The sequence below is a fragment of the Actinacidiphila bryophytorum genome (assembly GCF_016916835.1).
GTDB classification, from domain to species: Bacteria; Actinomycetota; Actinomycetes; order Streptomycetales; family Streptomycetaceae; genus Actinacidiphila; species Actinacidiphila bryophytorum.
On the sequence record NZ_JAFFIX010000006.1, the window covers coordinates 273,348 to 294,910 of the forward strand.

A 21,563-nucleotide genomic window follows, 5' to 3' on the forward strand; every position below is an offset into this window, starting at 1 on the left:
TGCGGCCCCCGCAGTATGCCGGTCCGGGCCGCGGTAGGCCGCTGCCCGGACCGGCAATATGATGCGCGACATGACCGATGGCCCCGGGCAGCAGCAGCCGCCGCAGGAACCGCGCCAGAACACCGAAGACGCCGCCGGCGGCGGGCGTGAAGTGCTGGAGGGGCGCGTCATCCCCTCCCGCCCGCAGTCGCAGCGGGACGCCGACCCGCGCCAGCAGTTCCGCCGGCAGCAGCCGGAGCCGGCGCAGTCCTGGTCCCCGCAGTCGGACGCGGCCGCCCAGGCCGCACCCCCGCCGGAGGCGGGCCGGCCGTGGTCGTCCCAGGCCCCCCAGGCCCCTGCCCTGGACCAGCCGGCCCAGGACCCGGCGACCCAGATCATCCCGACCCAGCAGCCGCAGCAGCCGTACGCGGGCGGGCAGCCCCCGCAGGCCGAGCCCCAGCAGTACCAGCAGCCGGCGCCCCAGGCCGAGCAGTACCCGGCGCAGGCGCCGCCCGCGCAGGCATACGCAGCCCAGCCGCAAGCCCCGGCTCCGGCTCCGGCACCGCAGGCCGAGCCCCAGCAGTACCAGCAGCCGGCGCCGCAGGCCCAGCAGTACCCGGCGCAGGTGCCGCCCGCGCAGGGGTACGCAGCCCAGCCGCAGGCTCCGGCTCCGGCTCCGCAGCAACCGTACGCCGCCGGTCCTGCGCAGCAGCAGGCACCGCAGCCGCAGGCCGCCACGCCGTCGCAGGGCCGGCAGGCTCCCGCCCAGCCGCGCGCCGGCGGGCCGAACGTGCCCTTCGGCGGGGGGACACCCCCCACGCCGCCCCGCACGCCCGAGCCCGAGGCCGCCACCCCCGACTGGGGTGCGCTCGCCGAGCAGCAGGAGGCCACCGGGGCGCGGCGGCGCCGCATCCTCATGCTCACCGGCGGGATAGTCGCCGTGGCCGTCATAGCCGGCGGTGTCGCCACCGCCGTCGTGATGTCCGGCAAGAGCGACGACAAGCCGGTCGCGGGACCGTCCTCCTCGGCCAGCACCAGCGCGAACCAGCCGACGCTGCCGCCGCTGCCCTCCTTCTCCTCCGTCGCCCCTCCCCCGCCGGCGAACCCCCTCGACTACCTGAACACCGCCGCCAAGGACAAGGCCCCGCTCACCCCCGACTCGCTCTTCCCGGGCAAGCAGTTCGTGTGGGAGGGCCGCACCTACGTCAAGACGAAGACCGACGTGACGGCGGCCTGCGCCAAGAACGCCAGGAAGGCCGTGGCCACGGCCCTCACCGCCAACGGGTGCCAGAAGCTGATCCGTGCGACCTTCACGCAGGGCGGGCTCGCCGTCACCGTCGGCGTGGCCGTCTTCCCCGACAACACCCACGCCAAGAAGGTCGCCGGCGTCTCCCAGTACCTCGCCCCCCTCAACGGCGGCGGCGTCGCGGACTTCTGCCACGCCGTGCGCTGCCAGATGACGTCCAACGCCGTCGGCCGCTACGCCTACTTCGCGATCGCCGGCTTCAAGAACGGTACGACGCTCGCGGCGAACGACACGGTCGGTAAGCAGGCGGCGAACGACGCGTCCGATTTCGCGTTCACACGCATCGTGCAGCGCGGCAAGGACGCGGCGGCCGCGGACCCGTCCCGCCAGCAATAACCCCGCGGGGTGCCCCCGCGGCCCCCGGGTGAGTGCCCCTTGCGGTGGCCGGTCGCTTTCCCCGGTGGGGGCTGGTCGCGCAGTTCCCCGCGCCCCTGGGGGGGTGCCCCTTGCGGTGGGCTCGCACCTTTCGGTGCGTGGGTGATTGGGCGCGCAGTTCCCCGCGCCCCTGGGGGGTGCCCTTTCGGGCGGAGGGTGAGCGTTTTTAAGGGGCGCGGGGAACTGGGCGCGCAGCCCACCGCCGGGGGGCAGACGCACGACCACCGCAAGGCGCAGCCCCTTAGGCGCAGCCGGGGGAGGACAGTGTGCGGAGGTTGCGGGATTCGCGGTTGCGGGCCGCGAGGAGGGCGTCGGCGGGGTAGCCGACCTCCTCAAGGGTGAGGCCGTGGGGGCGGACGACGTTGACCGCGGAGTGGCGGACGCGGCCGGCGAGGACCTCGGCCGGGAAGGCCACGGGCCGGTGCCCGTCACCGACCAGGATCATCGCGCCGACCAGCGCGCGGACCATGTTGTGGCAGAAGGCGTCAGCCCGCACCGTGGCGACGGCCACGCCGTCGTCCCGCCGCTCCCAGCGCACGTCGAGCAGCGTGCGGATGGTGGTCGCACCCTCCCGCTTCTTGCAGTACGCGGCGAAGTCGTGCTCCCCCAGGAGCAGGGCGGCGGCCGCGTTCATGGCGTCGACGTCGACGGGCCGGTCGTGCCACAGGACGTGGCCGCGCAGCAGCGGGTCGACGCCGCCGGGGTGGTCGCCGACGCGGTAGGCGTACCGCCGCCAGATCGCGGAGAAGCGCGCGTTGAAGCCCGCGGGGGCTTCGCGGACGCCGAAGACCCTGACGTCCCAGGGCAGCCGCCCTGCCAGCCGCCTGCGCAGCTTGTCGCGCTCGTCGGCCCACACCGCTTGCGGGAGGTCGACGTGGGCGACCTGCCCGCGGGCGTGGACGCCCGCGTCGGTGCGGCCGGCGACGGTCAGCTCGACGGGCTCGGAGAGCCGCAGCACGGTCGCGACGGCCGACTCCAGCTCGCCCTGGACGGTGCGCCGGGTGCGCTGCTTGGCCCAGCCGGAGAAGTCCGCGCCGTCGTAGGCCAGGTCCAGCCGGACCCTGACGTAGCCGGGTGCCGGGTCGTCGCTCACGGGGTGCTCCTCAACCATGGGGGAACGGAACGGACCCGCACCCCCAGGGGGTGCGGGTCCGCCCGCCGAACCTGTCGGACGCCTCAGGCGTCCTTGGCCTCGTCCGACTCCTCGGCCTCGGCCGCGGCGTCGGCCGGTGCGGCCTCGTCCTTCTTGAGGTCGGCCAGGGCCTCGTCACCCGCAGCGTCCTTCGCGGAACGCTTCGTGGCGGCCTCGGCCTCGCCGACAGCGGACTGCTGCACGGTCAGGGCCTCGACCAGCTCGATGACCGCCATGGGCGCGTTGTCGCCGCGACGGGGGCCGAGCTTGGTGATGCGGGTGTAGCCACCCGGGCGGTTCTCGTACCGCGGGCCGATCTCGGTGAAGAGCGTGTGGACGACGCTCTTGTCCGTGATGGTCTGCAGCACCTGGCGACGGTTGTGGATGTCGCCCTTCTTCGCCTTGGTGATCAGGCGCTCCGCGACCGGGCGCAGCCGGCGCGCCTTGGCCTCGGTGGTGGTGATGCGGCCGTGCTCGAAGAGCGACTTCGCGAGGTTCGCGAGGAGCAGCTTCTCGTGCGCGGCGCTGCCGCCCAGACGGGCACCCTTGGCGGGCTGAGGCATGGTGTTACTCCTTCTACGCTGCACCGGCCGTACCAGGTACCGATGTCAGTGCGAACTGGCGGCTGCCAGCTCGTGATGTCCCGAGGCTGCGCCTCGGGAGGCTTGCTTCTGCGCCCAGAGGGCGCCCTACGGGGGCGCGGGGAACTGCGCGACCGGCCACGACGATGGCCGGGGGTCGTCACCGCCCCGATGAGGCAGATCGGTCCGTACCGGACCACCGCCCGGTGGCCGGTTGCTCGCGCAGTTCCCCGCGCCCCTGAGGGGCACCCCCCGACGCGGGGGAACCGCAGCAACCAGCGAACCGCCGGAGGCCTCAGTACTGCTCGGTCTCCACGAAGCCGGCGTCGACGTCGTCGTCGGCGCCGAAGGCGTCGGCGGCGGCGGTCGGGTCGAATCCGGGCGGGCTGTCCTTGAGGGCCAGGCCCATGCCGGCCAGCTTCGCCTTGACCTCGTCGATCGACTTCGCACCGAAGTTGCGGATGTCGAGCAGGTCGGCCTCGGAGCGCGCGACGAGTTCGCCCACGGAGTGGATGCCCTCGCGCTTGAGGCAGTTGTAGGAGCGGACGGTGAGTTCCAGCTCCTCGATCGGCAGGGCGAGGTCCGCGGCCAGGGCGGCGTCCGTGGGGGACGGGCCCATGTCGATGCCCTCGGCGTCGACGTTCAGCTCGCGGGCCAGGCCGAACAGCTCGACCAGGGTCTTGCCGGCCGACGCCATGGCGTCACGCGGCCGCATGGCCTGCTTGGTCTCGACGTCGACGATCAGCTTGTCGAAGTCGGTGCGCTGCTCGACACGGGTCGCCTCGACCTTGTAGGTGACCTTGAGCACGGGGCTGTAGATGGAGTCGACCGGGATGCGGCCGATCTCCTGGCCCTGCTGCTTGTTCTGGACCGCGGAGACGTAGCCGCGGCCGCGCTCGACGGTCAGCTCCATCTCCAGCTTGCCCTTGGCGTTCAGGGTGGCCAGGACCAGGTCGGGGTTGTGCACCTCGACACCGGCGGGCGGCGCGATGTCGGCGGCGGTGACGACGCCGGGACCCTGCTTGCGCAGGTACATCACGACCGGCTCGTCGTGCTCGGAGGAGACGACGAGCTGCTTGATGTTGAGGATGACGTCGGTGACGTCCTCCTTGACGCCCGGCACGGTGGTGAACTCGTGCAGGACACCGTCGACCCGGATCGAGGTGACCGCGGCACCCGGGATCGAGGAGAGAAGGGTACGCCGCAGGGAGTTGCCGAGGGTGTAGCCGAAGCCCGGCTCAAGGGGCTCGATCACGAACCGTGAGCGGAATTCGTCGACGACCTCTTCGGTCAACGAGGGACGCTGAGCGATCAGCATGTTCTTGGGTCCTTCTGTCGTGGGCGCCCGCTATTTGACGCCCCCAGTACTACGAGGGTACGGGCGGCACGGCGAAACCGTCGAAAAACGGCTGCCGTACCGCCCGTGACCGCAGGCCGTACTACTTCGAGTACAGCTCGACGATCAGCTGCTCCTGCACCTGGGTGTCGATCACCTGGCGCTCGGGCAGGCTGTGCACGAGGATCCGCAGCTTGCCCGCGTTGGCTTCGAGCCACGCCGGCACGGTCTTGTCGCCGGCCTCGCCCTGGGCCACCTGGAAGGGGGTCAGGTTACGGGACGACTCGCGGACCTCGACGATGTCGTTCACGGACACGCGAGCCGACGGGATGTCGTTCTTGCGGCCGTTGACGGTGATGTGTCCGTGACGGACCAGCTGACGGGCGTGGTCGCGGGACTTGGCGAAGCCGGCCCGGTACACCACGTTGTCGAGGCGGGTCTCAAGGATGCGGAGCAGGTTCTCACCGGTCTTGCCGGTCTTCTGGTTCGCTTCCTTGTAGTAGTTCACGAACTGCTTCTCGAGGACACCGTAGATCCGCGCGCACTTCTGCTTCTCACGCAGCTGAAGCAGGTACTCGCTGTCCTTGGTGCGCCCGCGTCCGTGCTCACCCGGGGGGTAAGGACGGATCTCGATCGGGCACTTCGCGCTCTCGCACTTAGCTCCCTTGAGGAAGAGCTTCTGCTTCTCCCGACGGCAACGCTTGCAGTCGGCCCCGGTATAACGCGCCATTGTCTCGTTTCTCCTGTTTCAGCTGGTCAGACGCGGCGGCGCTTCGGCGGGCGGCAGCCGTTGTGCGGGGTCGGGGTGACGTCCTGGATCGACCCGACCTCGAGGCCGGTGGCCTGGAGGGAGCGGATCGCGGTCTCGCGGCCGGAGCCGGGACCCTTCACGAAGACGTCGACCTTGCGCATGCCGTGCTCCTGCGCGCGGCGGGCGGCCGACTCGGCGGCCATCTGCGCGGCGAAGGGGGTGGACTTGCGCGAGCCCTTGAAGCCGACGTGGCCGGCGGAGGCCCAGGAGATCACGTTGCCCGAGGGGTCGGTGATCGAGACGATCGTGTTGTTGAACGTGCTCTTGATGTGGGCGTGCCCGTGAGCGACGTTCTTCTTTTCCTTGCGGCGCACCTTCTTGGCTGCGCCCTGACGGCCCTTAGGAGGCATGTGTCACGTTCTCCCGGTGGAGGTGGTCGGTCCTTTGGCGAAGACCGCTGGTGTGGGTCCTGCTGAGGACTACTTCTTGCCCGGCTTCTTCTTGCCGGCGATGGCGCGACGCGGGCCCTTGCGGGTGCGGGCGTTGGTGTGAGTGCGCTGCCCGTGGACGGGCAGGCCCCGGCGGTGACGCAGACCCTGGTAGCAGCCGATCTCGACCTTGCGGCGGATGTCGGCCTGCACCGAACGACGGAGGTCACCCTCGGTCGTGTAGTTGTCGTCGACCCACTTGGCGATCTTGACGAGGTCTTCCTCGGGAAGGTCGCGCACGCGGATGTCGGGGTTCACACCGGTGTTCTTCAGGATCTCCTGGGCGCGCGAGCGCCCGATGCCGAAGACATAGGTGAGGGCGATCTCCACGCGCTTCTCGCGCGGGAGGTCAACGCCTGAAAGGCGTGCCATGTGTGTGGCTCCTGGTGATGTCGGAGGTCTTCCGCAGTGCCGGTTCCCGGCGGCCGTGTCAGGTACCGGACGGGTCCCCGGCCTCCGCCGGGGGTGTCGTCCCCACCGATCGGGGGACGGGCTCTGCGTATGTACGTGTGTGCGTCGCGCGAATCTCTGCGGCGGTGCAGAAGGTGCAGGTCGTACGTCAGCCCTGGCGCTGCTTGTGGCGCAGGTTGTCGCAGATGACCATGACCCGGCCGTGGCGGCGGATCACCTTGCACTTGTCGCAGATCTTCTTGACGCTCGGCTTGACCTTCATGGGATGTCAGGTTCTCCGGGTCTTGAGATCTACTTGTATCGGTAGACGATCCGTCCGCGCGTCAGGTCGTACGGAGACAGCTCCACGACGACCCGGTCATCCGGAAGGATACGGATGTAGTGCATCCGCATCTTGCCGCTGATGTGCGCGAGGACCTTGTGACCGTTCTGCAGCTCCACCTTGAACATGGCGTTCGGCAGAGACTCGATCACGGTGCCCTCGATTTCGATGGCGCCTTGCTTTTTGGCCATGTCCTGCTTTCGGGATCGGCTACCTTGGTCGGCTCCGGGCATGCCGGAAGACATGCGAGAGCCGACGTGTCAGTCTACGACACGGCCCCCGGAAAGACGAATCCACTGTGTATGCCCAGGCTGGGTGATCGTTATGCCGCAGGATCGGGTGCGGCGGTGATGCCGTACTCGGCGAGCTTGGCGCGGCCGCCGTCGGGGGCGGTGAGGACGAGCGGGCCGTCCTCGGTCAGTGCGATGGTGTGCTCCCAGTGCGAGGACCAGGAGCCGTCGTCGGACTTGACCGTCCACTCGTCGTCCATGACGTGGGTGCGCGGGGTGCCGAGGGTCACCATCGGCTCGATCGCCAGGCACACCCCGGGGATCAGCTTGATGCCCCGGCCGCGCTTCTTGGTGACGTAGTTCAGCAGGTGCGGGTCCATGTGCATCTCGGTGCCGATGCCGTGGCCGCCGTAGTCCTCGACGATGCCGTACCTGCCGGAGGCGGGCCGCGGCTGGCGGCGGATGTAGCCCTCGACGGCCTTGGAGATGTCCTCCAGGCGGTTGCCCTTGCGGAAGGCGGCGATGCCCGCCCACATGGACTCCTCGGTGACCCGGCTCAGCTCGGCCAGCTCCGGCGCGTGCCCGGTGCCGACCAGGCAGGTGAAGGCCGCGTCGCCGTGCCAGCCGTCCACGATGGCGCCGGCGTCGATGGCGATGATGTCGCCGTCCTTGAGCACGGTCTTGCGGTCCGGGATGCCGTGGACGACGACGTCGTTGACCGAGGTGCAGATGTTGCCGGGGAAGCCGCCGTAGCCGAGGAAGTTCGGCTTGGCTCCGTGGTCGGCGATGACCTTGGCGGCGATCTCGTCGAGGTCCTTGGTCGTCGCCCCGGGCACGGCCGCCGCACGGGTCGCCTCGTGGATCGCTGCGACGACAAGCCCGGCCCGCCGCATCGTGGCGATCTGCTCCGGGGTCTTGATCTCCACCATGCGGCTGACGCCTTCCTCAGTCTCGGGGCACCCGCCGCGGCGGGTACCGGCCCGCGGTACGTACGCGTGCGTGTACCCGTTCAACGATACGGCCGTGGTGCCCGCTGGGGCACCACGGCCGATGCCGTGCTGTGCTGTGCTGTGCTGTCGCCGCTTGCGGCGCGGCTCCGCGCGCCTGCGCGACGCCGTCCTGCCGGACGCGGCGGAGGTCGTCAGGCCTCGCGCCGCAGTGCGTCCATGGCGCGCTGGGTGACCTCGGCCACCTTGCCCAGGGCCGGGATCGTCTGCACCAGGCCCTGCTGCTTGTAGTAGTCGATGATCGGCTCGGTCTCGCGGTGGTAGACGTCGAGGCGGTTGCGCACCTTGTCCTCGGCGTCGTCCGGGCGCTGGTACAGCTCGCCGCCGCACACGTCGCACACCCCGGCCGCCTCGGGCTGGTTGTACTCGACGTGGAAGACGTGCGCGCTGTCGTTGCGGCAGACCCGGCGGCCCGCGATCCGCTTGACGACCTCGTCCTCGGGGACCTCCAGGTCGAGCACACCGTCGAGCCGGATGCCGTGCGCGGCCAGGTAGGCGTCGAGCGCCTGGGCCTGGCCGACGTTGCGCGGGAATCCGTCGAGCAGGAAGCCGCCGGCGGCGTCGGACTGGTCGAGCCGGTCCTCCGCCATGCCGATGGTGACCTCGTCGGGGACCAGGTCCCCGGCGTCCATGTAGGCCTTCGCCTGCTTGCCCAGCTCTGTGCCCTGGCTGATGTTGGCGCGGAACAGGTCGCCCGTGGAGATGTGCGGGATCGACAGGTTCTTGGCGAGGTACGCGGCCTGCGTCCCCTTGCCCGCGCCGGGCGGCCCGACCAGGACGATACGCATCAGCGGAGGAACCCTTCGTAGTTACGCTGCTGTAGCTGGCTCTCGATCTGCTTCACCGTTTCGAGGCCGACACCCACGATGATGAGGATGCTGGTTCCGCCGAGCGGGAAGTTGCCGTTGCTGCCGTTGAAGATCGCGATCGCGACCGTCGGCACCAGTGCGATGAGGCCCAGGTACAGGGCGCCCGGCCACGTGATGCGGTTCAGCACGTAACTCAGGTATTCGGCGGTGGGGCGACCGGCACGGATGCCCGGGATGAACCCACCATACTTCTTCATATTATCGGCGACTTCTTCGGGGTTGAACGAGATCGCGACGTAGAAGAAGGCGAAGAAGACGATCAGCAGGAAGTAGGCCGCCATGTACACCGGGTGGTCGCCCTTGGTGAAGTTGCGGCTGATCCACTGCGCCCAGCCGGCCGTCGACCCGGAGAACTGCACGATCAGCGCCGGGATGTAGAGCAGCGACGAGGCGAAGATGACCGGGATGACACCGGCCTGGTTGACCTTGAGCGGGATGTACGTCGATGTGCCGCCGTAGGAGCGGCGGCCGATCATGCGCTTCGCGTACTGCACCGGGATGCGGCGCTGGGCCTGTTCGACGAACACCACCAGGCCGACCATGGCGAGGCCGACCGCGAGGACCGCGAGGAACTCCACCCAGCCGTCGGCGATGGTGCCGGAGACCTTGATCGCCCACAGCGAGCCGGGGAACCCGGCGGCGATGGAGACGAACATCAGGATCGACATGCCGTTGCCGATGCCGCGGTCGGTGACCAGCTCACCGAGCCACATGATCACCACGGTGCCGGCGGTCATCGTGGTGACCATCGTGATCGTGGTGAAGATCGACTGGTTGGGCACGATGGACCCGGCGTTGTTGCAGCCGGAGAACAGGCTGCCGGAGCGGGCGGTGGCGACCAGGCCGGTGCCCTGCAGGACGGCCAGCGCGACGGTCAGATACCGGGTGTACTGCGTGATCTTGGTGGTGCCGGCCTGGCCCTCCTTCTTGAGGGCCTCCAGGCGCGGGATCACCACCGTCAGCAGCTGGAGGATGATGCTCGCCGTGATGTACGGCATGATGCCGAGCGCGAAGATGGTCAGCTGCAGCAGCGCGCCGCCGCTGAACATGTTCACGAGGCCGAAGAGGCTGTTGTTCCCCTTCGTCTCCTTGATGCAGGCGTTGACGACCGTGTAGTCGATGCCCGGCACCGGTACATGCGCTCCGAGGCGGTAGACCACCACGATGCCCAGGGTGAACAGCAGCTTCTTGCGCAGGTCGGGCGTCCTGAACGCCCGTGCGAACGCGGTGAGCACGGTGCCTCCTGCACCCCCCGCGCCAGGGCGGAAGGACGGTTTATGAGGTATCTGACGACAGCAGCGTCGGCCAGCCTACCGGCGACTTGGTCCCGCAAGGAATGACCAACCGGGGAAGGAAAATCACAGGAACGAACGACCGGGGATGCCCAGGAGTTTCTGGGCATCCCCGGTCGTGTTCGGCATCGGGCTCAGACGAGCTCGGTGACCGTGCCGCCGGCGGCGGCGATCTTCTCCTTGGCGGAGCCGGAGACCGCGTCGACGGTCACCTGCAGGGCCACGGAGACCTCGCCGGTGCCGAGCACCTTGACGAGCTGGTTCTTGCGCACCGCGCCCTTGGCGACCAGGTCGGCCACCGTCACCTCGCCACCCTCCGGGTAGAGGGTCGCGAGCTTGTCCAGGTTGACGACCTGGAACTCGGTGCGGAACGGGTTCTTGAAGCCCTTGAGCTTCGGGAGGCGCATGTGGAGGGGCATCTGCCCGCCCTCGAAGCGCTCCGGAACCTGGTAGCGGGCCTTGGTGCCCTTGGTTCCACGACCGGCCGTCTTGCCCTTGGACGCCTCACCGCGACCCACACGGGTCTTCGCGGTCTTGGCGCCGGGGGCCGGACGCAGGTTGTGGAGCTTGATCGGGTTGTCACCCATGATCAGTCGACCTCCTCGACCGTGACGAGGTGGCGGACGGTGTGGACCATGCCGCGGATCTCCGGGCGGTCCTCCTTGACCACGACGTCGTGCAGGCGCTTGAGCCCGAGCGAACGCAGGGTGTCACGGTGGTTCTGCTTGCTGCCGATGTAGGACTTGGTCTGCGTGACCTTGAGACGCGCCATCACACACCGACCCCGGCTCGGGCGCGCAGCAGCGCGGCGGGCGCGACGTCCTCGATCGGCAGACCGCGGCGGGCCGCGATCTCCTCGGGCCGCTGCAGGCCCTGGAGGGCCGCCACCGTGGCGTGCACGATGTTGATCGCGTTGTCGGAGCCGAGGCTCTTGGACAGCACGTCGTGGATGCCCGCGCACTCCAGCACGGCACGCACCGGGCCGCCGGCGATCACACCGGTACCGGGGGAAGCCGGCTTGAGCAGGACGACGCCCGCGGCCTTCTCGCCCTGGATGGGGTGCGGGATGGTGCCCTGGATACGGGGGACCTTGAAGAAGTGCTTCTTGGCCTCCTCCACACCCTTGGCGATGGCGGCCGGCACCTCCTTGGCCTTGCCGTAGCCGACACCGACGGTGCCGTCACCGTCGCCCACCACGACCAGCGCGGTGAAGCTGAAGCGACGACCACCCTTCACAACCTTGGCGACGCGGTTGATCGCGACGACCCGCTCGACGTAAGCGGTCTTCTCGGCCTGCTGGCCGCCGTCCCGCCTGTCCTTACGGTCCCGTCGCTCGCCGCCACCGGCACCGCTTCCGCGGCGCTGGGGTCCAGCCATTGGAATTACCTCTCGATCTCTTAGCGTTTCTCCGCTAGTGACGGAACCGGATCAGAACTTCAGTCCGGCTTCGCGGGCGGCGTCCGCCAGGGCGGCGATGCGCCCCGCGTACTGGTTGCCGCCACGGTCGAACACGACAGCCTCGACGCCCTTGGCCTTCGCACGCTCGGCCACGAGCTGGCCGACCTGCTTCGCCTTGGCGCTCTTGTCGCCTTCGCCGCCGCGGATGGACGCGTCGAGGGTCGACGCCGACGCGAGCGTGTGGCCCGCGAGGTCGTCGATGACCTGCGCCACGATTCCCCGGTTGGAACGGGTCACGACCAGGCGCGGACGCTCGGACGTACCCGAGACGCGCTTGCGCACCCGGATGTGGCGCCGCTTGATCGCGGCGCTCTTGTAGGCCTTGCCCTTGGCGATCTTGACACCGAATGCCATGGCTACTTACCCGCCTTTCCGACCTTGCGGCGGATGACCTCGCCCGCGTACTTGACGCCCTTGGCCTTGTACGGGTCGGGCTTCCGCAGCTTGCGGATGTTGGCCGCGACCTCGCCGACCTTCTGCTTGTCGATGCCCTCGACGGAGAACTTCACCGGGGACTCGACCTTGAAGGAGATGCCCTCGGGGGCCTCGACGAGAATCGGGTGGCTGTAGCCCAGCGCGAACTCCAGGTTGGAGCCCTTGGCCTGGACGCGGTAGCCGACACCGCTGATTTCCAGCTGCTTGCTGTAGCCCGCGGTCACGCCGGTGATCATGTTCGCCACCAGCGTGCGGGACAGGCCGTGCAGGGCCTTCGAGACACGCTCGTCGTTGGGGCGGGTGACCAGCAGAGTGCCGTCCTCGCCCTTGGCGATGTCGATCGGCGCGGCGACGGTGTGGGTGAGCGAGCCCTTGGGGCCCTTCACCGCGACCGTGCGGCCGTCGATGGTGACGTCCACTCCGGCGGGAACCGAGATGGGCAGCTTGCCGATGCGCGACATTGCTATACCTCGCTTTCCCGGTTACCAGACGTAGGCGAGGACTTCCCCACCCACGCCCTTCTTCTGAGCCTGCTGGCCGGTGAGCAGCCCGTGCGACGTGGAGATGATCGCCACGCCGAGGCCGCCGAGCACCTTCGGCAGGTTGGTGGACTTCGCGTAGACCCGCAGACCAGGCTTGCTGATCCGCTTGATGCCGGCGATGGAGCGCTGGCGCTCCGGGCCGAACTTCAGCTCGAGGACGAGGTTCTTGCCGACCTCGGCGTCCTCGACCTTCCAGCCGGTGATGTAGCCCTCCTGCTGGAGGATCTCCGCGATGTGCGACTTGATCTTGCTGAACGGCATCGTGACGTCGTCGTGGTATGCCGAGTTCGCGTTACGCAGACGGGTCAGCATGTCCGCGATGGGGTCAGTCATGGTCATGAGGTGGCCCTGGGCCTCTCTCGCCGGGGTTTCCTGGTGCTCCATCCCTCTCCCCCGGCGAACCGGGGACGGGTGCGGTGCGGTGGACCTACGGCGTAGTAAGTCGATGCGGGCGGCGGGCGCCCAACCCTTCTACCTTACGGGAAGAAAGAGCAGGGTCCCGCCGTCCATCTGCTTACCGAGAGTTCCTGGTGGTCCGGAGAACCGGATCTACCAGGAGCTCTTGGTCACGCCCGGCAGCTCGCCGCGGTGGGCCATCTCACGAAGGCACACACGGCACAGGCCGAACTTGCGGTAGACGGAGTGCGGCCGGCCGCAGCGCTGGCAGCGGTTGTAACCGCGCACAGCGAACTTGGGCTTGCGAGCGGCCTTAGCGATCAGAGCCTTCTTCGCCACGGTCAGTTCTCCTTGAACGGGAAGCCGAGGTGACGAAGCAGGGCACGACCCTCGTCGTCGTTGGTCGCCGTGGTGACCACGGTGATGTCCATGCCCCGGACCCGGTCGATCTTGTCCTGGTCGATCTCGTGGAACATGACCTGCTCCGTGAGACCGAAGGTGTAGTTGCCCCGGCCGTCGAACTGCTTCGGGGACAGGCCGCGGAAGTCGCGGATACGCGGCAGCGCCAGCGACAGCAGACGGTCCAGGAACTCCCACATGCGGTCGCCGCGCAGCGTGACGTGCGCACCGATCGGCTGGCCCTCACGCAGCTTGAACTGCGCGATGGACTTGCGGGCCTTGGTGACCTGCGGCTTCTGGCCGGTGATCGTGGCGAGGTCGCGGATCGCGCCCTCGATCAGCTTGGAGTCGCGGGCGGCGTCGCCCACACCCATGTTGACCACGATCTTGGTCAGACCGGGGATCTGCATGACGTTCTCGTAGGAGAACTGGTCACGCATCTTGCCCGCGATCTCCTCGCGGTAGCGCGTCTTGAGACGCGGCGAAGTGGTGGTGGCAGTCATCAGATGTCCTCACCGGTCCGCTTGGCAACGCGGATCTTGTTGCCCTCGTCGTCGAAGCGGTATCCGACGCGGGTCACGACCTTCTTGCCGTCCTTCTCAACAACCAGCTGCACGTTGCTGACGTGGACGGGCGCCTCGGTGGTGATGATGCCGCCGGTCTTCGAACCGCGGTCGGTCGCACCGGCCTTGGTGTGCTTCTTGACCCGGTTGACACCCTCGACGAGGACGCGGTCCTGAGCGGGGTAGGCCACGATGACCTTGCCCTGCTTGCCCTTGTCCTTACCGGTGATGACCTGGACCAGGTCGCCCTTCTTGATCTTCATCGGTTACAGCACCTCCGGCGCGAGCGAGACGATCTTCATGAACTTCTTCTCGCGCAGCTCACGGCCCACGGGGCCGAAGATTCGGGTGCCGCGGGGGTCGCCGTCGTTCTTGAGGATGACGGCGGCGTTCTCGTCGAACCGGATGTACGAGCCGTCGGCGCGACGGCGCTCCTTGACGGTCCGGACGATGACCGCCTTGACGACCTCGCCCTTCTTCACGTTGCCACCGGGGATCGCGTCCTTGACGGTGGCGACGATGACGTCACCGATTCCCGCGTAGCGGCGACCCGAGCCACCGAGAACACGGATGCAAAGGATCTCCTTGGCACCAGTGTTGTCGGCGACACGAAGTCGCGACTCCTGCTGGATCACGTCTATCTCCTGTTTGTCGCGTCGGTTCCCGGCGGGGGGTTCTCGCGAACCCCCCGCCGAGCCTGACGGAACGGTCCTGAGCGGATTCCCGCTCAGGGATTACTCGGCCTTACTTGGCCTTCTCAAGGATCTCCACGACGCGCCACCGCTTCGTGGCGGAGGTCGGCCGGGTCTCCATGAGGAGGACCCGGTCGCCGATGCCCGCGGCGTTCTGCTCGTCGTGCGCCTTCAGCTTGTTGGTGCGGCGGATGACCTTGCCGTACAGGGCGTGCTTGACACGGTCCTCGACGGCGACGACGACGGTCTTGTCCATCTTGTCGCTGACCACCAGACCCTCACGGGTCTTGCGGAAGCCGCGCTGCTCGGTGCTGGTCTCAGTCACATTCTTCTCGCTCATCAGGCGCTCTCCACCGTCTCCACCGTCTCGATGCCCAGCTCGCGCTCACGCATGAGGGTGTAGATCCGGGCGATGTCCTTGCGGACGACCCTGAGCCGGCTGTTGTTCTCCAGCTGCCCGGTGGCCGCCTGGAAGCGGAGGTTGAACAGCTCCTCCTTGGCCTCACGCAGCTTGCCGACGAGTTCCTCGTCGCCGAGCTGGCGCAGCTCGGTCGCCTTGGTACCGGCCGCCATCACGACTCACCTGCCTCGCGCCGCACGATGCGGCACTTCATCGGAAGCTTGTGCGCGGCGCGGGTGAGCGCCTCGCGGGCAACCTTCTCGTTCGGGAAGGACAGCTCGAACATCACCCGACCGGGCTTGACGTTCGCGATCCACCACTCGGGGGAACCCTTACCGGAACCCATGCGGGTCTCGGCCGGCTTCTTGGTGAGCGGGCGGTCCGGGTAGATGTTGATCCAGACCTTGCCGCCACGCTTGATGTGCCGGGTGATGGAGATACGAGCGGACTCGATCTGCCGGTTGGTCACATACGCGGGGGTGACGGCCTGCAGGCCGTACTCGCCGAACGCCAGCTCCGTGCCGCCCTTGGCCATGCCGCGGCGGGTCGGGTGGTGCTGCTTGCGGTGCTTGACCCTACGGGGGATCAGCATGGTACTTAGCCTTCCGTTCCGGGGGTCTCCGCGGCCGGGGCCTCAGCGGCGGGCGCGTCGGCCTTGGGGGCCGCGCCTTCCGTCTGGGGACGACGGCCACGGCCACCGCGCTCGCCACCGCGGCGCTGCGGACGCTCGTTGCCACCACCGCGGGCCGGACGGTTGCCCGCCCTGGCGGCCGCGTTGTCGGCACGGACCTCGGCGATGTTCTTGACGTCGCCCTTGTAGATCCAGACCTTCACACCGATCCGGCCGAAGGTGGTCTTGGCCTCGAAGAAGCCGTAGTCCACGTTCGCCCGCAGCGTGTGCAGCGGGACCCGGCCCTCGCGGTAGAACTCCGAGCGGGACATCTCGGCGCCGCCGAGACGCCCGCCGCACTGGATCTTGATGCCCTTGGCGCCGGCCTTCAGCGTGCCCTGCATGCTCTTGCGCATGGCACGGCGGAAGGAGACGCGGGAGGACAGCTGCTCGGCGACGGCCTGGGCCACCAGCTGGGCGTCCATCTCGGGGTTCTTGACCTCGAGGATGTTCAGCTGGACCTGCTTGCCGGTCAGCTTCTCCAGGTCGCCGCGGATGCGGTCGGCCTCCGCGCCGCGGCGGCCGATGACGATGCCCGGCCGGGCGGTGTGGATGTCGACGCGGACGCGGTCACGGGTGCGCTCGATCTCCACCTTGGAGATGCCGGCGCGCTCCATGCCCTGCGTCATCATCTTGCGGATGGCGACGTCTTCCTTGACGTAGTCCTTGTACAGCTTGTCGGCGTACCACCGGGACTTGAAGTCCGTGGTGACGCCGAGCCGGAACCCGTAAGGGTTAACCTTCTGGCCCATTACCGGGTCCCTTCCTTGCTGGCGACGACCACGGTGATGTGGCTGGTCCGCTTGCGGATCCGGTAGGCACGGCCCTGGGCGCGCGGCCGGAACCGCTTCAGGGTCGGACCCTCGTCCACGTACGCCTCGCTGATGTACAGCGACTCGGCGTCCGTGTGGTCGTAGTTGTGCGCGGCGTTGGCGATGGCGCTGTCCAGCACCTTGCCGACCGGCTCACTCGCGGCCTGCGGGGTGAAACGCAGGACCGCCTGAGCCTCCGTGGCGTCCATGCCACGGATGAGGTCCACCACACGGCGGGCCTTCATGGGCGTGACGCGGATGTACCGCGCCTGGGCCCTGGCTTCCATGGTCGTCCCTTCAGTGTCTGTCTTGGTCACGGTTTTCAGCCCGCTCAGCGACGCCGCGACTTGCGGTCGTCCTTCTCGTGCCCGCGGAAGGTGCGGGTCGGTGCGAACTCGCCGAGCTTGTGGCCGACCATCGACTCAGTGACAAACACCGGGACGTGCTTACGGCCGTCGTGCACCGCGATCGTGTGGCCCAGCATCGCCGGGATGATCATCGAGCGGCGGGACCAGGTCTTGATGACGTTCTTGGTGCCTGCCTCGTTCTGTACGTCCACCTTCTTGATCAGGTGGTCGTCGACGAAGGGCCCCTTCTTGAGACTGCGCGGCATCTGAACCCGCTCCTAGCGCTTCTTGTTCGTCTTGCGGCGGCGGACGATGTACTTGCTGGACGCCTTCTTCGGCGAGCGAGTACGACCTTCCTTCTGACCCCAGGGCGAGACCGGGTGGCGACCACCGGAGGTCTTGCCCTCACCACCACCGTGCGGGTGGTCCACCGGGTTCATGGCGACACCGCGGACGGTCGGGCGGACGCCCTTCCACCGCATGCGGCCGGCCTTGCCCCAGTTGATGTTCGACTGCTCGGCGTTGCCGACCTCGCCGATGGTGGCGCGGCAGCGGACGTCGACCATCCGGACCTCGCCGGACGGCATACGAAGGGTGGCCATGTTGCCTTCCTTCGCCAGCAGCTGGACCGAAGCGCCCGCGGAGCGGGAGATCTTCGCGCCGCCACCGGGCCGCAGCTCGATCGCGTGGATCGTGGTACCGACCGGGATGTTGCGCAGCGGCAGGTTGTTGCCCGGCTTGATGTCGGCGTTGGCGCCGTTCTCGATCCGGTCGCCCTGCTGGAGCCGCGCGGGGGCGAGGATGTAGCGCTTCTCGCCGTCCGCGTAGTGCAGCAGCGCGATGCGCGCGGTGCGGTTGGGGTCGTACTCGATGTGCGCGACCTTGGCGGGCACGCCGTCCTTGTCGTGCCGACGGAAGTCGATGACACGGTAGGCGCGCTTGTGGCCACCGCCCTGGTGGCGAACGGTCACACGACCGGCGTTGTTACGGCCGCCCTTGCTGTGCAGCGGGCGGACCAGCGACTTCTCCGGCGTGGACCGCGTGATCTCGACAAAGTCGGCGACGCTGGAGCCACGACGGCCCGGGGTCGTCGGCTTGTACTTGCGGATACCCATTTCTCAGTCCTCGGATGATTCCGGACTTCTGAACGGCCAGTCTCCGTTAGGAGACCGGGCCGCCGAAGATGTCGATTCGGTCGCCCTCGGCGAGGGTCACGATGGCGCGCTTGGTGTTGGCGCGCTTGCCGAAACCGGTGCGGGTGCGCTTGCGCTTGCCCTGCCGGTTGATCGTGTTGACCCCGGTGACCTTGACCTGGAAGACCGTCTCGACGGCCTGCTTGATCTGGGTCTTGTTGGCGCGCGGGTCGACGACGAAGGTGTACTTGTTCTCGTCGAGCAGCGCGTAGCTCTTCTCGGAGACCACCGGCTTGATCAGCAGGTCACGGGGGTCCGTGAAGGTCTTGCTGGTGATCTGGGTCTGCTCGGCCATCAGGCGTCGCTCCCTTCCGGCTCTGCGTCCTCGACACCGGCGCCGGTGAAGCGGTCGAACGCGGCCTTGGTGAAGACCACGTCGTCGGAGAGGAGCACGTCGTACGTGTTCAGCTGACCGGCCTCCAGGATGTGCACCTGGGGCAGGTTGCGTGCGGACAGCCAGCCGGCCTCGTCGGCCCGCTCGATGACCAGGAGCACGTTCTTGCGCTCGCTGATCTTGCCGAGCAGCGTCTTGGCCGCCTTGGTGGACGGCGTCGCGCCCTCGATCACGCCGGTGACGACGTGGATGCGGTTGTGGCGCGCACGGTCGGTCAGGGCGCCGCGGAGGGCCGCCTTGATCATCTTCTTGGGGGTGCGCTGCGAGTAGTCGCGCGGTACCGGACCGTGGACGACGCCACCGCCGGCGAACTGCGGCGCGCGGGTCGAGCCCTGGCGGGCGCGGCCGGTGCCCTTCTGGCGGTACGGCTTGCGGCCACCACCGCGGACCTCGCCACGCGTCTTGACCTTGTGCGTGCCCTGGCGGGCAGCGGCCTGCTGCGCGACGACGACCTGGTGGATCAGCGGGATGCTGACCTTGGCGTCGAAGATCTCGGCCGGAAGCTCTACGGTCCCGGTCGTGTCGCCCGCGGGCGACAGGATGGCGATGTTCTTTGGGGTCGTCATATCTTTCAGGCCCCCTTGGCCGCGGTGCGGACCAGGACGAGGCCGCCGTTCGGACCCGGGATCGCGCCCTTGATGAGCAGCAGTCCCTTCTCCGCGTCAACGGCGTGGACGGTCAGGTTCTGAGTGGTGACCCGCTCGTTGCCCATACGGCCCGCCATGCGCATGCCCTTGAAGACACGCCCAGGGGTGGCGCAGCCGCCGATGGAACCCGGCGAGCGGTGCTTGCGCTGGACGCCGTGGCCGGCGCCGAGGCCCTTGAAGTTGTGACGCTTCATGACACCGGCGAAGCCCTTGCCCTTGCTCTTGCCGGTCACGTCGACCTTGATACCGGCCTCGAACACCTCGGCGGTGATCTCCTGGCCGAGCGTGTACTCGGCCGCGTCGGCGGTACGCAGCTCCACCAGGTGGCGGCGGGGGGTGACGTCGGCCTTGGCGAAGTGGCCCTTGAGGGGCTTGTTCACCTTGCGCGGGTCGATCTCGCCGAAGGCGAGCTGGACCGACTCGTAGCCGTCGGCGTCATTCGTACGGACCTGGGTCACGACGTTGGGGCCGGCCTTGACCACGGTCACCGGGACGACACGGTTGTTCTCGTCCCAGACCTGGGTCATGCCGAGCTTCTCGCCCAGGATGCCCTTGATCTGCTTGGTCATCTTTCCGCGCCTCTCAGAGCTTGATCTCGATGTCGACGCCGGCCGGAAGGTCCAGGCGCATCAGCGAGTCAACGGTCTTGGGCGTCGGGTCGAGGATGTCGATCAGGCGCTTGTGCGTGCGCATCTCGAAGTGCTCGCGCGAGTCCTTGTACTTGTGCGGCGACTTGATGACGCAGTACACGTTCTTCTCAGTGGGCAGCGGCACCGGGCCCGCGACCTGCGCACCAGTACGCGTCACCGTCTCGACGATCTTCTTCGCCGAGGAGTCGATGACTTCGTGGTCGTAGGCCTTGAGCCGGATGCGGATCTTCTGTCCCGCCATGGCTACTCCGTAGTCCTTGTCTCTATTCAGCTCCGGCACCCGCTTGCTCCGACCCACGCGGTCGGGCGTGTCGCGCCCCTCGCCATGGTTTTCCGCATGCGGAATTCCCTGATCAGGGGGTTGCGTGGGAGAAAACACCCACCGGGTGCCTGGCCGGAGCCGCACTGACGCTTCCCGGAAGATTCCCGTACGTCCGCCCCAGCGCTGCCCACCAGGGCAGTTGGGGCGACGAGTACTGTGGGACTCGCTTCCGGTCCTCCCGACGGGAGGCGCGCAGCATCGGCGCTCGACCGAGCAACTTGAGTAGTCTGCCATACGGCCTGCGGCCCGCGCCAATCGAGCCGGGTAGCTTACCCCTCCGTGGTGAGCGGCCAAACCTGCCCTCGGAGCGCGCCGGGGAGTACGCCCTGGCGCATTTTCACCCGGGAGAGGGACATGGCGGGCATTGCCGTCACATGCGGCGGAGCCGGACTGTCATAGAGGTGTCAGACCAGTACGAACCGTACGACGCAAGGACACCCTCATGAACGCCCGTCTGAACCTCCTCGACAACCCGATGGTCGCCACCTCCCTGAAGCACATCACCAGCGCGGGCCGCGGCCTCAAGGACTCCACCGTGCCGGCGGCCACCCAGGAGCTGGTACGGATCCGGGCCAGCCAGATCAACGGCTGCGGATTCTGCCTCGACATGCACACCAAGGACGCGGCCGCGGCCGGCGAGACCCCCGAGCGCCTCCACATGGTCGCCGCCTGGCGCGAGGCCACGGTCTTCACCGACGCCGAGCGCGCCGCCCTGGAGCTGGCCGAGCAGGGCACCCGCAACACCGACTCCTACCCCGGCGTCACCGACGAGGCGTGGGAGAACGCGGCCAAGCACTACAACGAGGACGAGCTGGCCGCGCTCGTCGGGATGATCGCGGTGATCAACGCCTTCAACCGCATGAACGTCATGGTCCGCCAGCCGGCAGGCGCCTACCAGCCCGGCATGTTCGGCTGAACCCCTCCGGGGGAGGTTCCCCCTGGGGGGTGCCCCTGCGCCGGGGGGTGCCTCTTCGGCGGGGCCGAGCCACCAGGGGCGCGGGGTGGTTGCCCCCTTGCACAAGGGGAAGCGGTCAGGACGGGACGAAGCCGAGGTCGACGGGGGCCACGGGCGCGCCCGTGGCACGTACGGCCGCGAGCAGAGCGGGAAGCTGCGGGGGCCACAGCGCGTCCCGGGTGGCCGCCAGGTCCGCCGGAGGCCACCAGCGGCCCCGCTGGATGCGGTCCGCCGCGTGGGCGGCGGACACGTCCCCGGACAGGCCCCGGCGAGGCCCGTACGCCAGGAAGATGTGCTCGTACTGCCGCACGGGCACCCCGGCCCGTGTGAAGTCGTGCTCCCACCGGCACAGGACGGGACCCAGCGCGAGGTCGGTCCAGCCGGTCTCCTCCCGCAGCTCCCGCGCCGCCGCCTGCTCCGGGGTCTCGCCCTCGTCCATGCCGCCGCCCGGCATCGCCCAGTGGACGCCGACCTCCTCGTTGTCGTAGCGGAAGAGGAAGACCGCCCCTGCGGGGTCGAGGACGGCGACACGAGCCGCCTGCCGGGGTATGCGCATGGCGCCAGCCTGCCATTAACCGCATGACCGCGTCGCCGCACAGGCCCTACGGT

Annotated in this window: 35 protein-coding genes; 2 read left to right on the top strand and 33 right to left on the bottom strand. The window is 68.6% G+C overall.

Going from position 1 to position 21,563, the window contains the following annotated elements:
• The first annotated feature begins 70 nt into the window (after window positions 1-70).
• Complete coding sequence (locus JT723_RS12120) at window positions 71-1,621, top strand: hypothetical protein (RefSeq protein ID WP_205044553.1); 1,551 nt, start codon at window positions 71-73, stop codon at window positions 1,619-1,621.
• Window positions 1,622-1,901: 280 nt separating this feature from the next.
• Here the strand turns inward: JT723_RS12120 and truA are convergent, their stop codons facing one another.
• The 32 genes from truA to rpsJ all read right to left on the bottom strand — a co-directional run bounded on the left by truA (window position 1,902) and on the right by rpsJ (window position 19,918).
• Window positions 1,902-2,753, bottom strand: coding sequence for a tRNA pseudouridine(38-40) synthase TruA (gene truA, locus JT723_RS12125; RefSeq protein ID WP_205044554.1), 852 nt, complete (start codon window positions 2,751-2,753; stop codon window positions 1,902-1,904).
• A gap of 83 nt (window positions 2,754-2,836) precedes the next feature.
• The gene (gene rplQ, locus JT723_RS12130) at window positions 2,837-3,355 is read right to left on the bottom strand and encodes a 50S ribosomal protein L17 (RefSeq protein WP_205044555.1); all 519 of its coding nucleotides are present in this window, start codon (window positions 3,353-3,355) and stop codon (window positions 2,837-2,839) included.
• A gap of 313 nt (window positions 3,356-3,668) precedes the next feature.
• Window positions 3,669-4,691: a DNA-directed RNA polymerase subunit alpha gene (locus JT723_RS12135; RefSeq protein ID WP_033177813.1), complete on the bottom strand. Its 1,023-nt coding sequence runs from the start codon at window positions 4,689-4,691 to the stop codon at window positions 3,669-3,671.
• Window positions 4,692-4,812: 121 nt separating this feature from the next.
• Window positions 4,813-5,439, bottom strand: a complete 627-nt coding sequence (gene rpsD / locus JT723_RS12140; protein WP_205044556.1) for a 30S ribosomal protein S4 — start codon at window positions 5,437-5,439, stop codon at window positions 4,813-4,815.
• A 26-nt stretch (window positions 5,440-5,465) separates the two neighbouring features.
• Entirely contained in the window at window positions 5,466-5,870 is a 405-nt protein-coding gene (gene rpsK, locus JT723_RS12145; RefSeq protein WP_003956432.1) for a 30S ribosomal protein S11, read from the bottom strand.
• A gap of 69 nt (window positions 5,871-5,939) precedes the next feature.
• The gene (rpsM, locus tag JT723_RS12150; RefSeq protein WP_205044557.1) at window positions 5,940-6,320 is read right to left on the bottom strand and encodes a 30S ribosomal protein S13; all 381 of its coding nucleotides are present in this window, start codon (window positions 6,318-6,320) and stop codon (window positions 5,940-5,942) included.
• Between the two features lie 187 nt (window positions 6,321-6,507).
• Window positions 6,508-6,621, bottom strand: a complete 114-nt coding sequence (gene rpmJ, locus JT723_RS12155; RefSeq protein WP_003956441.1) for a 50S ribosomal protein L36 — start codon at window positions 6,619-6,621, stop codon at window positions 6,508-6,510.
• Window positions 6,622-6,650: 29 nt separating this feature from the next.
• Entirely contained in the window at window positions 6,651-6,872 is a 222-nt protein-coding gene (gene infA, locus JT723_RS12160) for a translation initiation factor IF-1 (protein WP_003956442.1), read from the bottom strand.
• Window positions 6,873-7,003: 131 nt separating this feature from the next.
• Entirely contained in the window at window positions 7,004-7,840 is an 837-nt protein-coding gene (gene map, locus JT723_RS12165; RefSeq protein ID WP_205044558.1) for a type I methionyl aminopeptidase, read from the bottom strand.
• A 212-nt stretch (window positions 7,841-8,052) separates the two neighbouring features.
• A complete protein-coding gene (locus tag JT723_RS12170; RefSeq protein ID WP_205044559.1) occupies window positions 8,053-8,706 on the bottom strand; it encodes an adenylate kinase in 654 nt (217 codons plus the stop codon).
• On the bottom strand, window positions 8,706-10,022 hold the full coding sequence (gene secY, locus JT723_RS12175; protein WP_205044560.1) for a preprotein translocase subunit SecY: 1,317 nt from the start codon (window positions 10,020-10,022) through the stop codon (window positions 8,706-8,708). Before secY ends, JT723_RS12170 begins: the two co-directional genes overlap by 1 nt.
• Window positions 10,023-10,213: 191 nt before the next feature.
• On the bottom strand, window positions 10,214-10,666 hold the full coding sequence (gene rplO, locus JT723_RS12180; protein ID WP_240165469.1) for a 50S ribosomal protein L15: 453 nt from the start codon (window positions 10,664-10,666) through the stop codon (window positions 10,214-10,216).
• A gap of 2 nt (window positions 10,667-10,668) precedes the next feature.
• On the bottom strand, window positions 10,669-10,851 hold the full coding sequence (gene rpmD / locus JT723_RS12185) for a 50S ribosomal protein L30 (protein WP_031524772.1): 183 nt from the start codon (window positions 10,849-10,851) through the stop codon (window positions 10,669-10,671).
• The gene (rpsE, locus tag JT723_RS12190; RefSeq protein WP_031524774.1) at window positions 10,851-11,456 is read right to left on the bottom strand and encodes a 30S ribosomal protein S5; all 606 of its coding nucleotides are present in this window, start codon (window positions 11,454-11,456) and stop codon (window positions 10,851-10,853) included. The genes rpmD and rpsE overlap by 1 nt, the downstream gene beginning before the upstream one ends.
• 51 nt (window positions 11,457-11,507) lie before the next feature.
• Window positions 11,508-11,891 (bottom strand): 50S ribosomal protein L18, encoded by a 384-nt coding sequence (gene rplR / locus JT723_RS12195; RefSeq protein WP_037946399.1) that lies wholly within the window; start codon window positions 11,889-11,891, stop codon window positions 11,508-11,510.
• A gap of 2 nt (window positions 11,892-11,893) precedes the next feature.
• A complete protein-coding gene (gene rplF, locus JT723_RS12200; protein WP_033177807.1) occupies window positions 11,894-12,433 on the bottom strand; it encodes a 50S ribosomal protein L6 in 540 nt (179 codons plus the stop codon).
• Window positions 12,434-12,454: 21 nt separating this feature from the next.
• Window positions 12,455-12,853 carry a 30S ribosomal protein S8 gene (gene rpsH, locus JT723_RS12205; RefSeq protein ID WP_033177924.1) on the bottom strand — a complete coding sequence of 133 codons (399 nt, stop codon included), beginning with the start codon at window positions 12,851-12,853 and terminating at the stop codon, window positions 12,455-12,457.
• A gap of 210 nt (window positions 12,854-13,063) precedes the next feature.
• Window positions 13,064-13,249 carry a type Z 30S ribosomal protein S14 gene (locus JT723_RS12210; RefSeq protein ID WP_073492416.1) on the bottom strand — a complete coding sequence of 62 codons (186 nt, stop codon included), beginning with the start codon at window positions 13,247-13,249 and terminating at the stop codon, window positions 13,064-13,066.
• A 2-nt stretch (window positions 13,250-13,251) separates the two neighbouring features.
• The gene (gene rplE / locus JT723_RS12215) at window positions 13,252-13,812 is read right to left on the bottom strand and encodes a 50S ribosomal protein L5 (RefSeq protein ID WP_033177805.1); all 561 of its coding nucleotides are present in this window, start codon (window positions 13,810-13,812) and stop codon (window positions 13,252-13,254) included.
• On the bottom strand, window positions 13,812-14,135 hold the full coding sequence (gene rplX / locus JT723_RS12220) for a 50S ribosomal protein L24 (protein WP_033177804.1): 324 nt from the start codon (window positions 14,133-14,135) through the stop codon (window positions 13,812-13,814). Before rplX ends, rplE begins: the two co-directional genes overlap by 1 nt.
• Window positions 14,136-14,138: 3 nt before the next feature.
• Window positions 14,139-14,507: a 50S ribosomal protein L14 gene (gene rplN / locus JT723_RS12225; RefSeq protein ID WP_031524788.1), complete on the bottom strand. Its 369-nt coding sequence runs from the start codon at window positions 14,505-14,507 to the stop codon at window positions 14,139-14,141.
• A gap of 109 nt (window positions 14,508-14,616) precedes the next feature.
• Window positions 14,617-14,904, bottom strand: a complete 288-nt coding sequence (gene rpsQ, locus JT723_RS12230) for a 30S ribosomal protein S17 (RefSeq protein ID WP_033177803.1) — start codon at window positions 14,902-14,904, stop codon at window positions 14,617-14,619.
• Entirely contained in the window at window positions 14,904-15,137 is a 234-nt protein-coding gene (gene rpmC / locus JT723_RS12235) for a 50S ribosomal protein L29 (RefSeq protein WP_033177802.1), read from the bottom strand. The genes rpsQ and rpmC overlap by 1 nt, the downstream gene beginning before the upstream one ends.
• Window positions 15,137-15,556, bottom strand: coding sequence for a 50S ribosomal protein L16 (gene rplP, locus JT723_RS12240; protein WP_033177801.1), 420 nt, complete (start codon window positions 15,554-15,556; stop codon window positions 15,137-15,139). Before rplP ends, rpmC begins: the two co-directional genes overlap by 1 nt.
• A gap of 5 nt (window positions 15,557-15,561) precedes the next feature.
• A complete protein-coding gene (gene rpsC / locus JT723_RS12245) occupies window positions 15,562-16,386 on the bottom strand; it encodes a 30S ribosomal protein S3 (RefSeq protein ID WP_205044561.1) in 825 nt (274 codons plus the stop codon).
• Window positions 16,386-16,733, bottom strand: coding sequence for a 50S ribosomal protein L22 (rplV, locus tag JT723_RS12250; RefSeq protein ID WP_033177799.1), 348 nt, complete (start codon window positions 16,731-16,733; stop codon window positions 16,386-16,388). The genes rpsC and rplV overlap by 1 nt, the downstream gene beginning before the upstream one ends.
• A gap of 44 nt (window positions 16,734-16,777) precedes the next feature.
• Entirely contained in the window at window positions 16,778-17,059 is a 282-nt protein-coding gene (rpsS, locus tag JT723_RS12255) for a 30S ribosomal protein S19 (protein WP_033177798.1), read from the bottom strand.
• Between the two features lie 12 nt (window positions 17,060-17,071).
• Complete coding sequence (gene rplB / locus JT723_RS12260; RefSeq protein ID WP_033177797.1) at window positions 17,072-17,908, bottom strand: 50S ribosomal protein L2; 837 nt, start codon at window positions 17,906-17,908, stop codon at window positions 17,072-17,074.
• A 46-nt stretch (window positions 17,909-17,954) separates the two neighbouring features.
• On the bottom strand, window positions 17,955-18,281 hold the full coding sequence (gene rplW / locus JT723_RS12265) for a 50S ribosomal protein L23 (RefSeq protein ID WP_205044562.1): 327 nt from the start codon (window positions 18,279-18,281) through the stop codon (window positions 17,955-17,957).
• On the bottom strand, window positions 18,281-18,946 hold the full coding sequence (gene rplD, locus JT723_RS12270) for a 50S ribosomal protein L4 (protein ID WP_205044563.1): 666 nt from the start codon (window positions 18,944-18,946) through the stop codon (window positions 18,281-18,283). The genes rplW and rplD overlap by 1 nt, the downstream gene beginning before the upstream one ends.
• A gap of 5 nt (window positions 18,947-18,951) precedes the next feature.
• The gene (rplC, locus tag JT723_RS12275) at window positions 18,952-19,596 is read right to left on the bottom strand and encodes a 50S ribosomal protein L3 (RefSeq protein ID WP_033177794.1); all 645 of its coding nucleotides are present in this window, start codon (window positions 19,594-19,596) and stop codon (window positions 18,952-18,954) included.
• Window positions 19,597-19,609: 13 nt separating this feature from the next.
• A complete protein-coding gene (gene rpsJ / locus JT723_RS12280) occupies window positions 19,610-19,918 on the bottom strand; it encodes a 30S ribosomal protein S10 (RefSeq protein WP_014144312.1) in 309 nt (102 codons plus the stop codon).
• A gap of 523 nt (window positions 19,919-20,441) precedes the next feature.
• Here rpsJ and JT723_RS12285 point away from each other — a divergent pair.
• The gene (locus JT723_RS12285; RefSeq protein ID WP_205044564.1) at window positions 20,442-20,915 is read left to right on the top strand and encodes a carboxymuconolactone decarboxylase family protein; all 474 of its coding nucleotides are present in this window, start codon (window positions 20,442-20,444) and stop codon (window positions 20,913-20,915) included.
• Window positions 20,916-21,030: 115 nt separating this feature from the next.
• Here JT723_RS12285 and JT723_RS12290 read toward each other — a convergent pair whose 3' ends face one another.
• Window positions 21,031-21,510 carry an NUDIX hydrolase gene (locus JT723_RS12290; protein WP_205044565.1) on the bottom strand — a complete coding sequence of 160 codons (480 nt, stop codon included), beginning with the start codon at window positions 21,508-21,510 and terminating at the stop codon, window positions 21,031-21,033.
• Window positions 21,511-21,563: the final 53 nt, after the last annotated feature.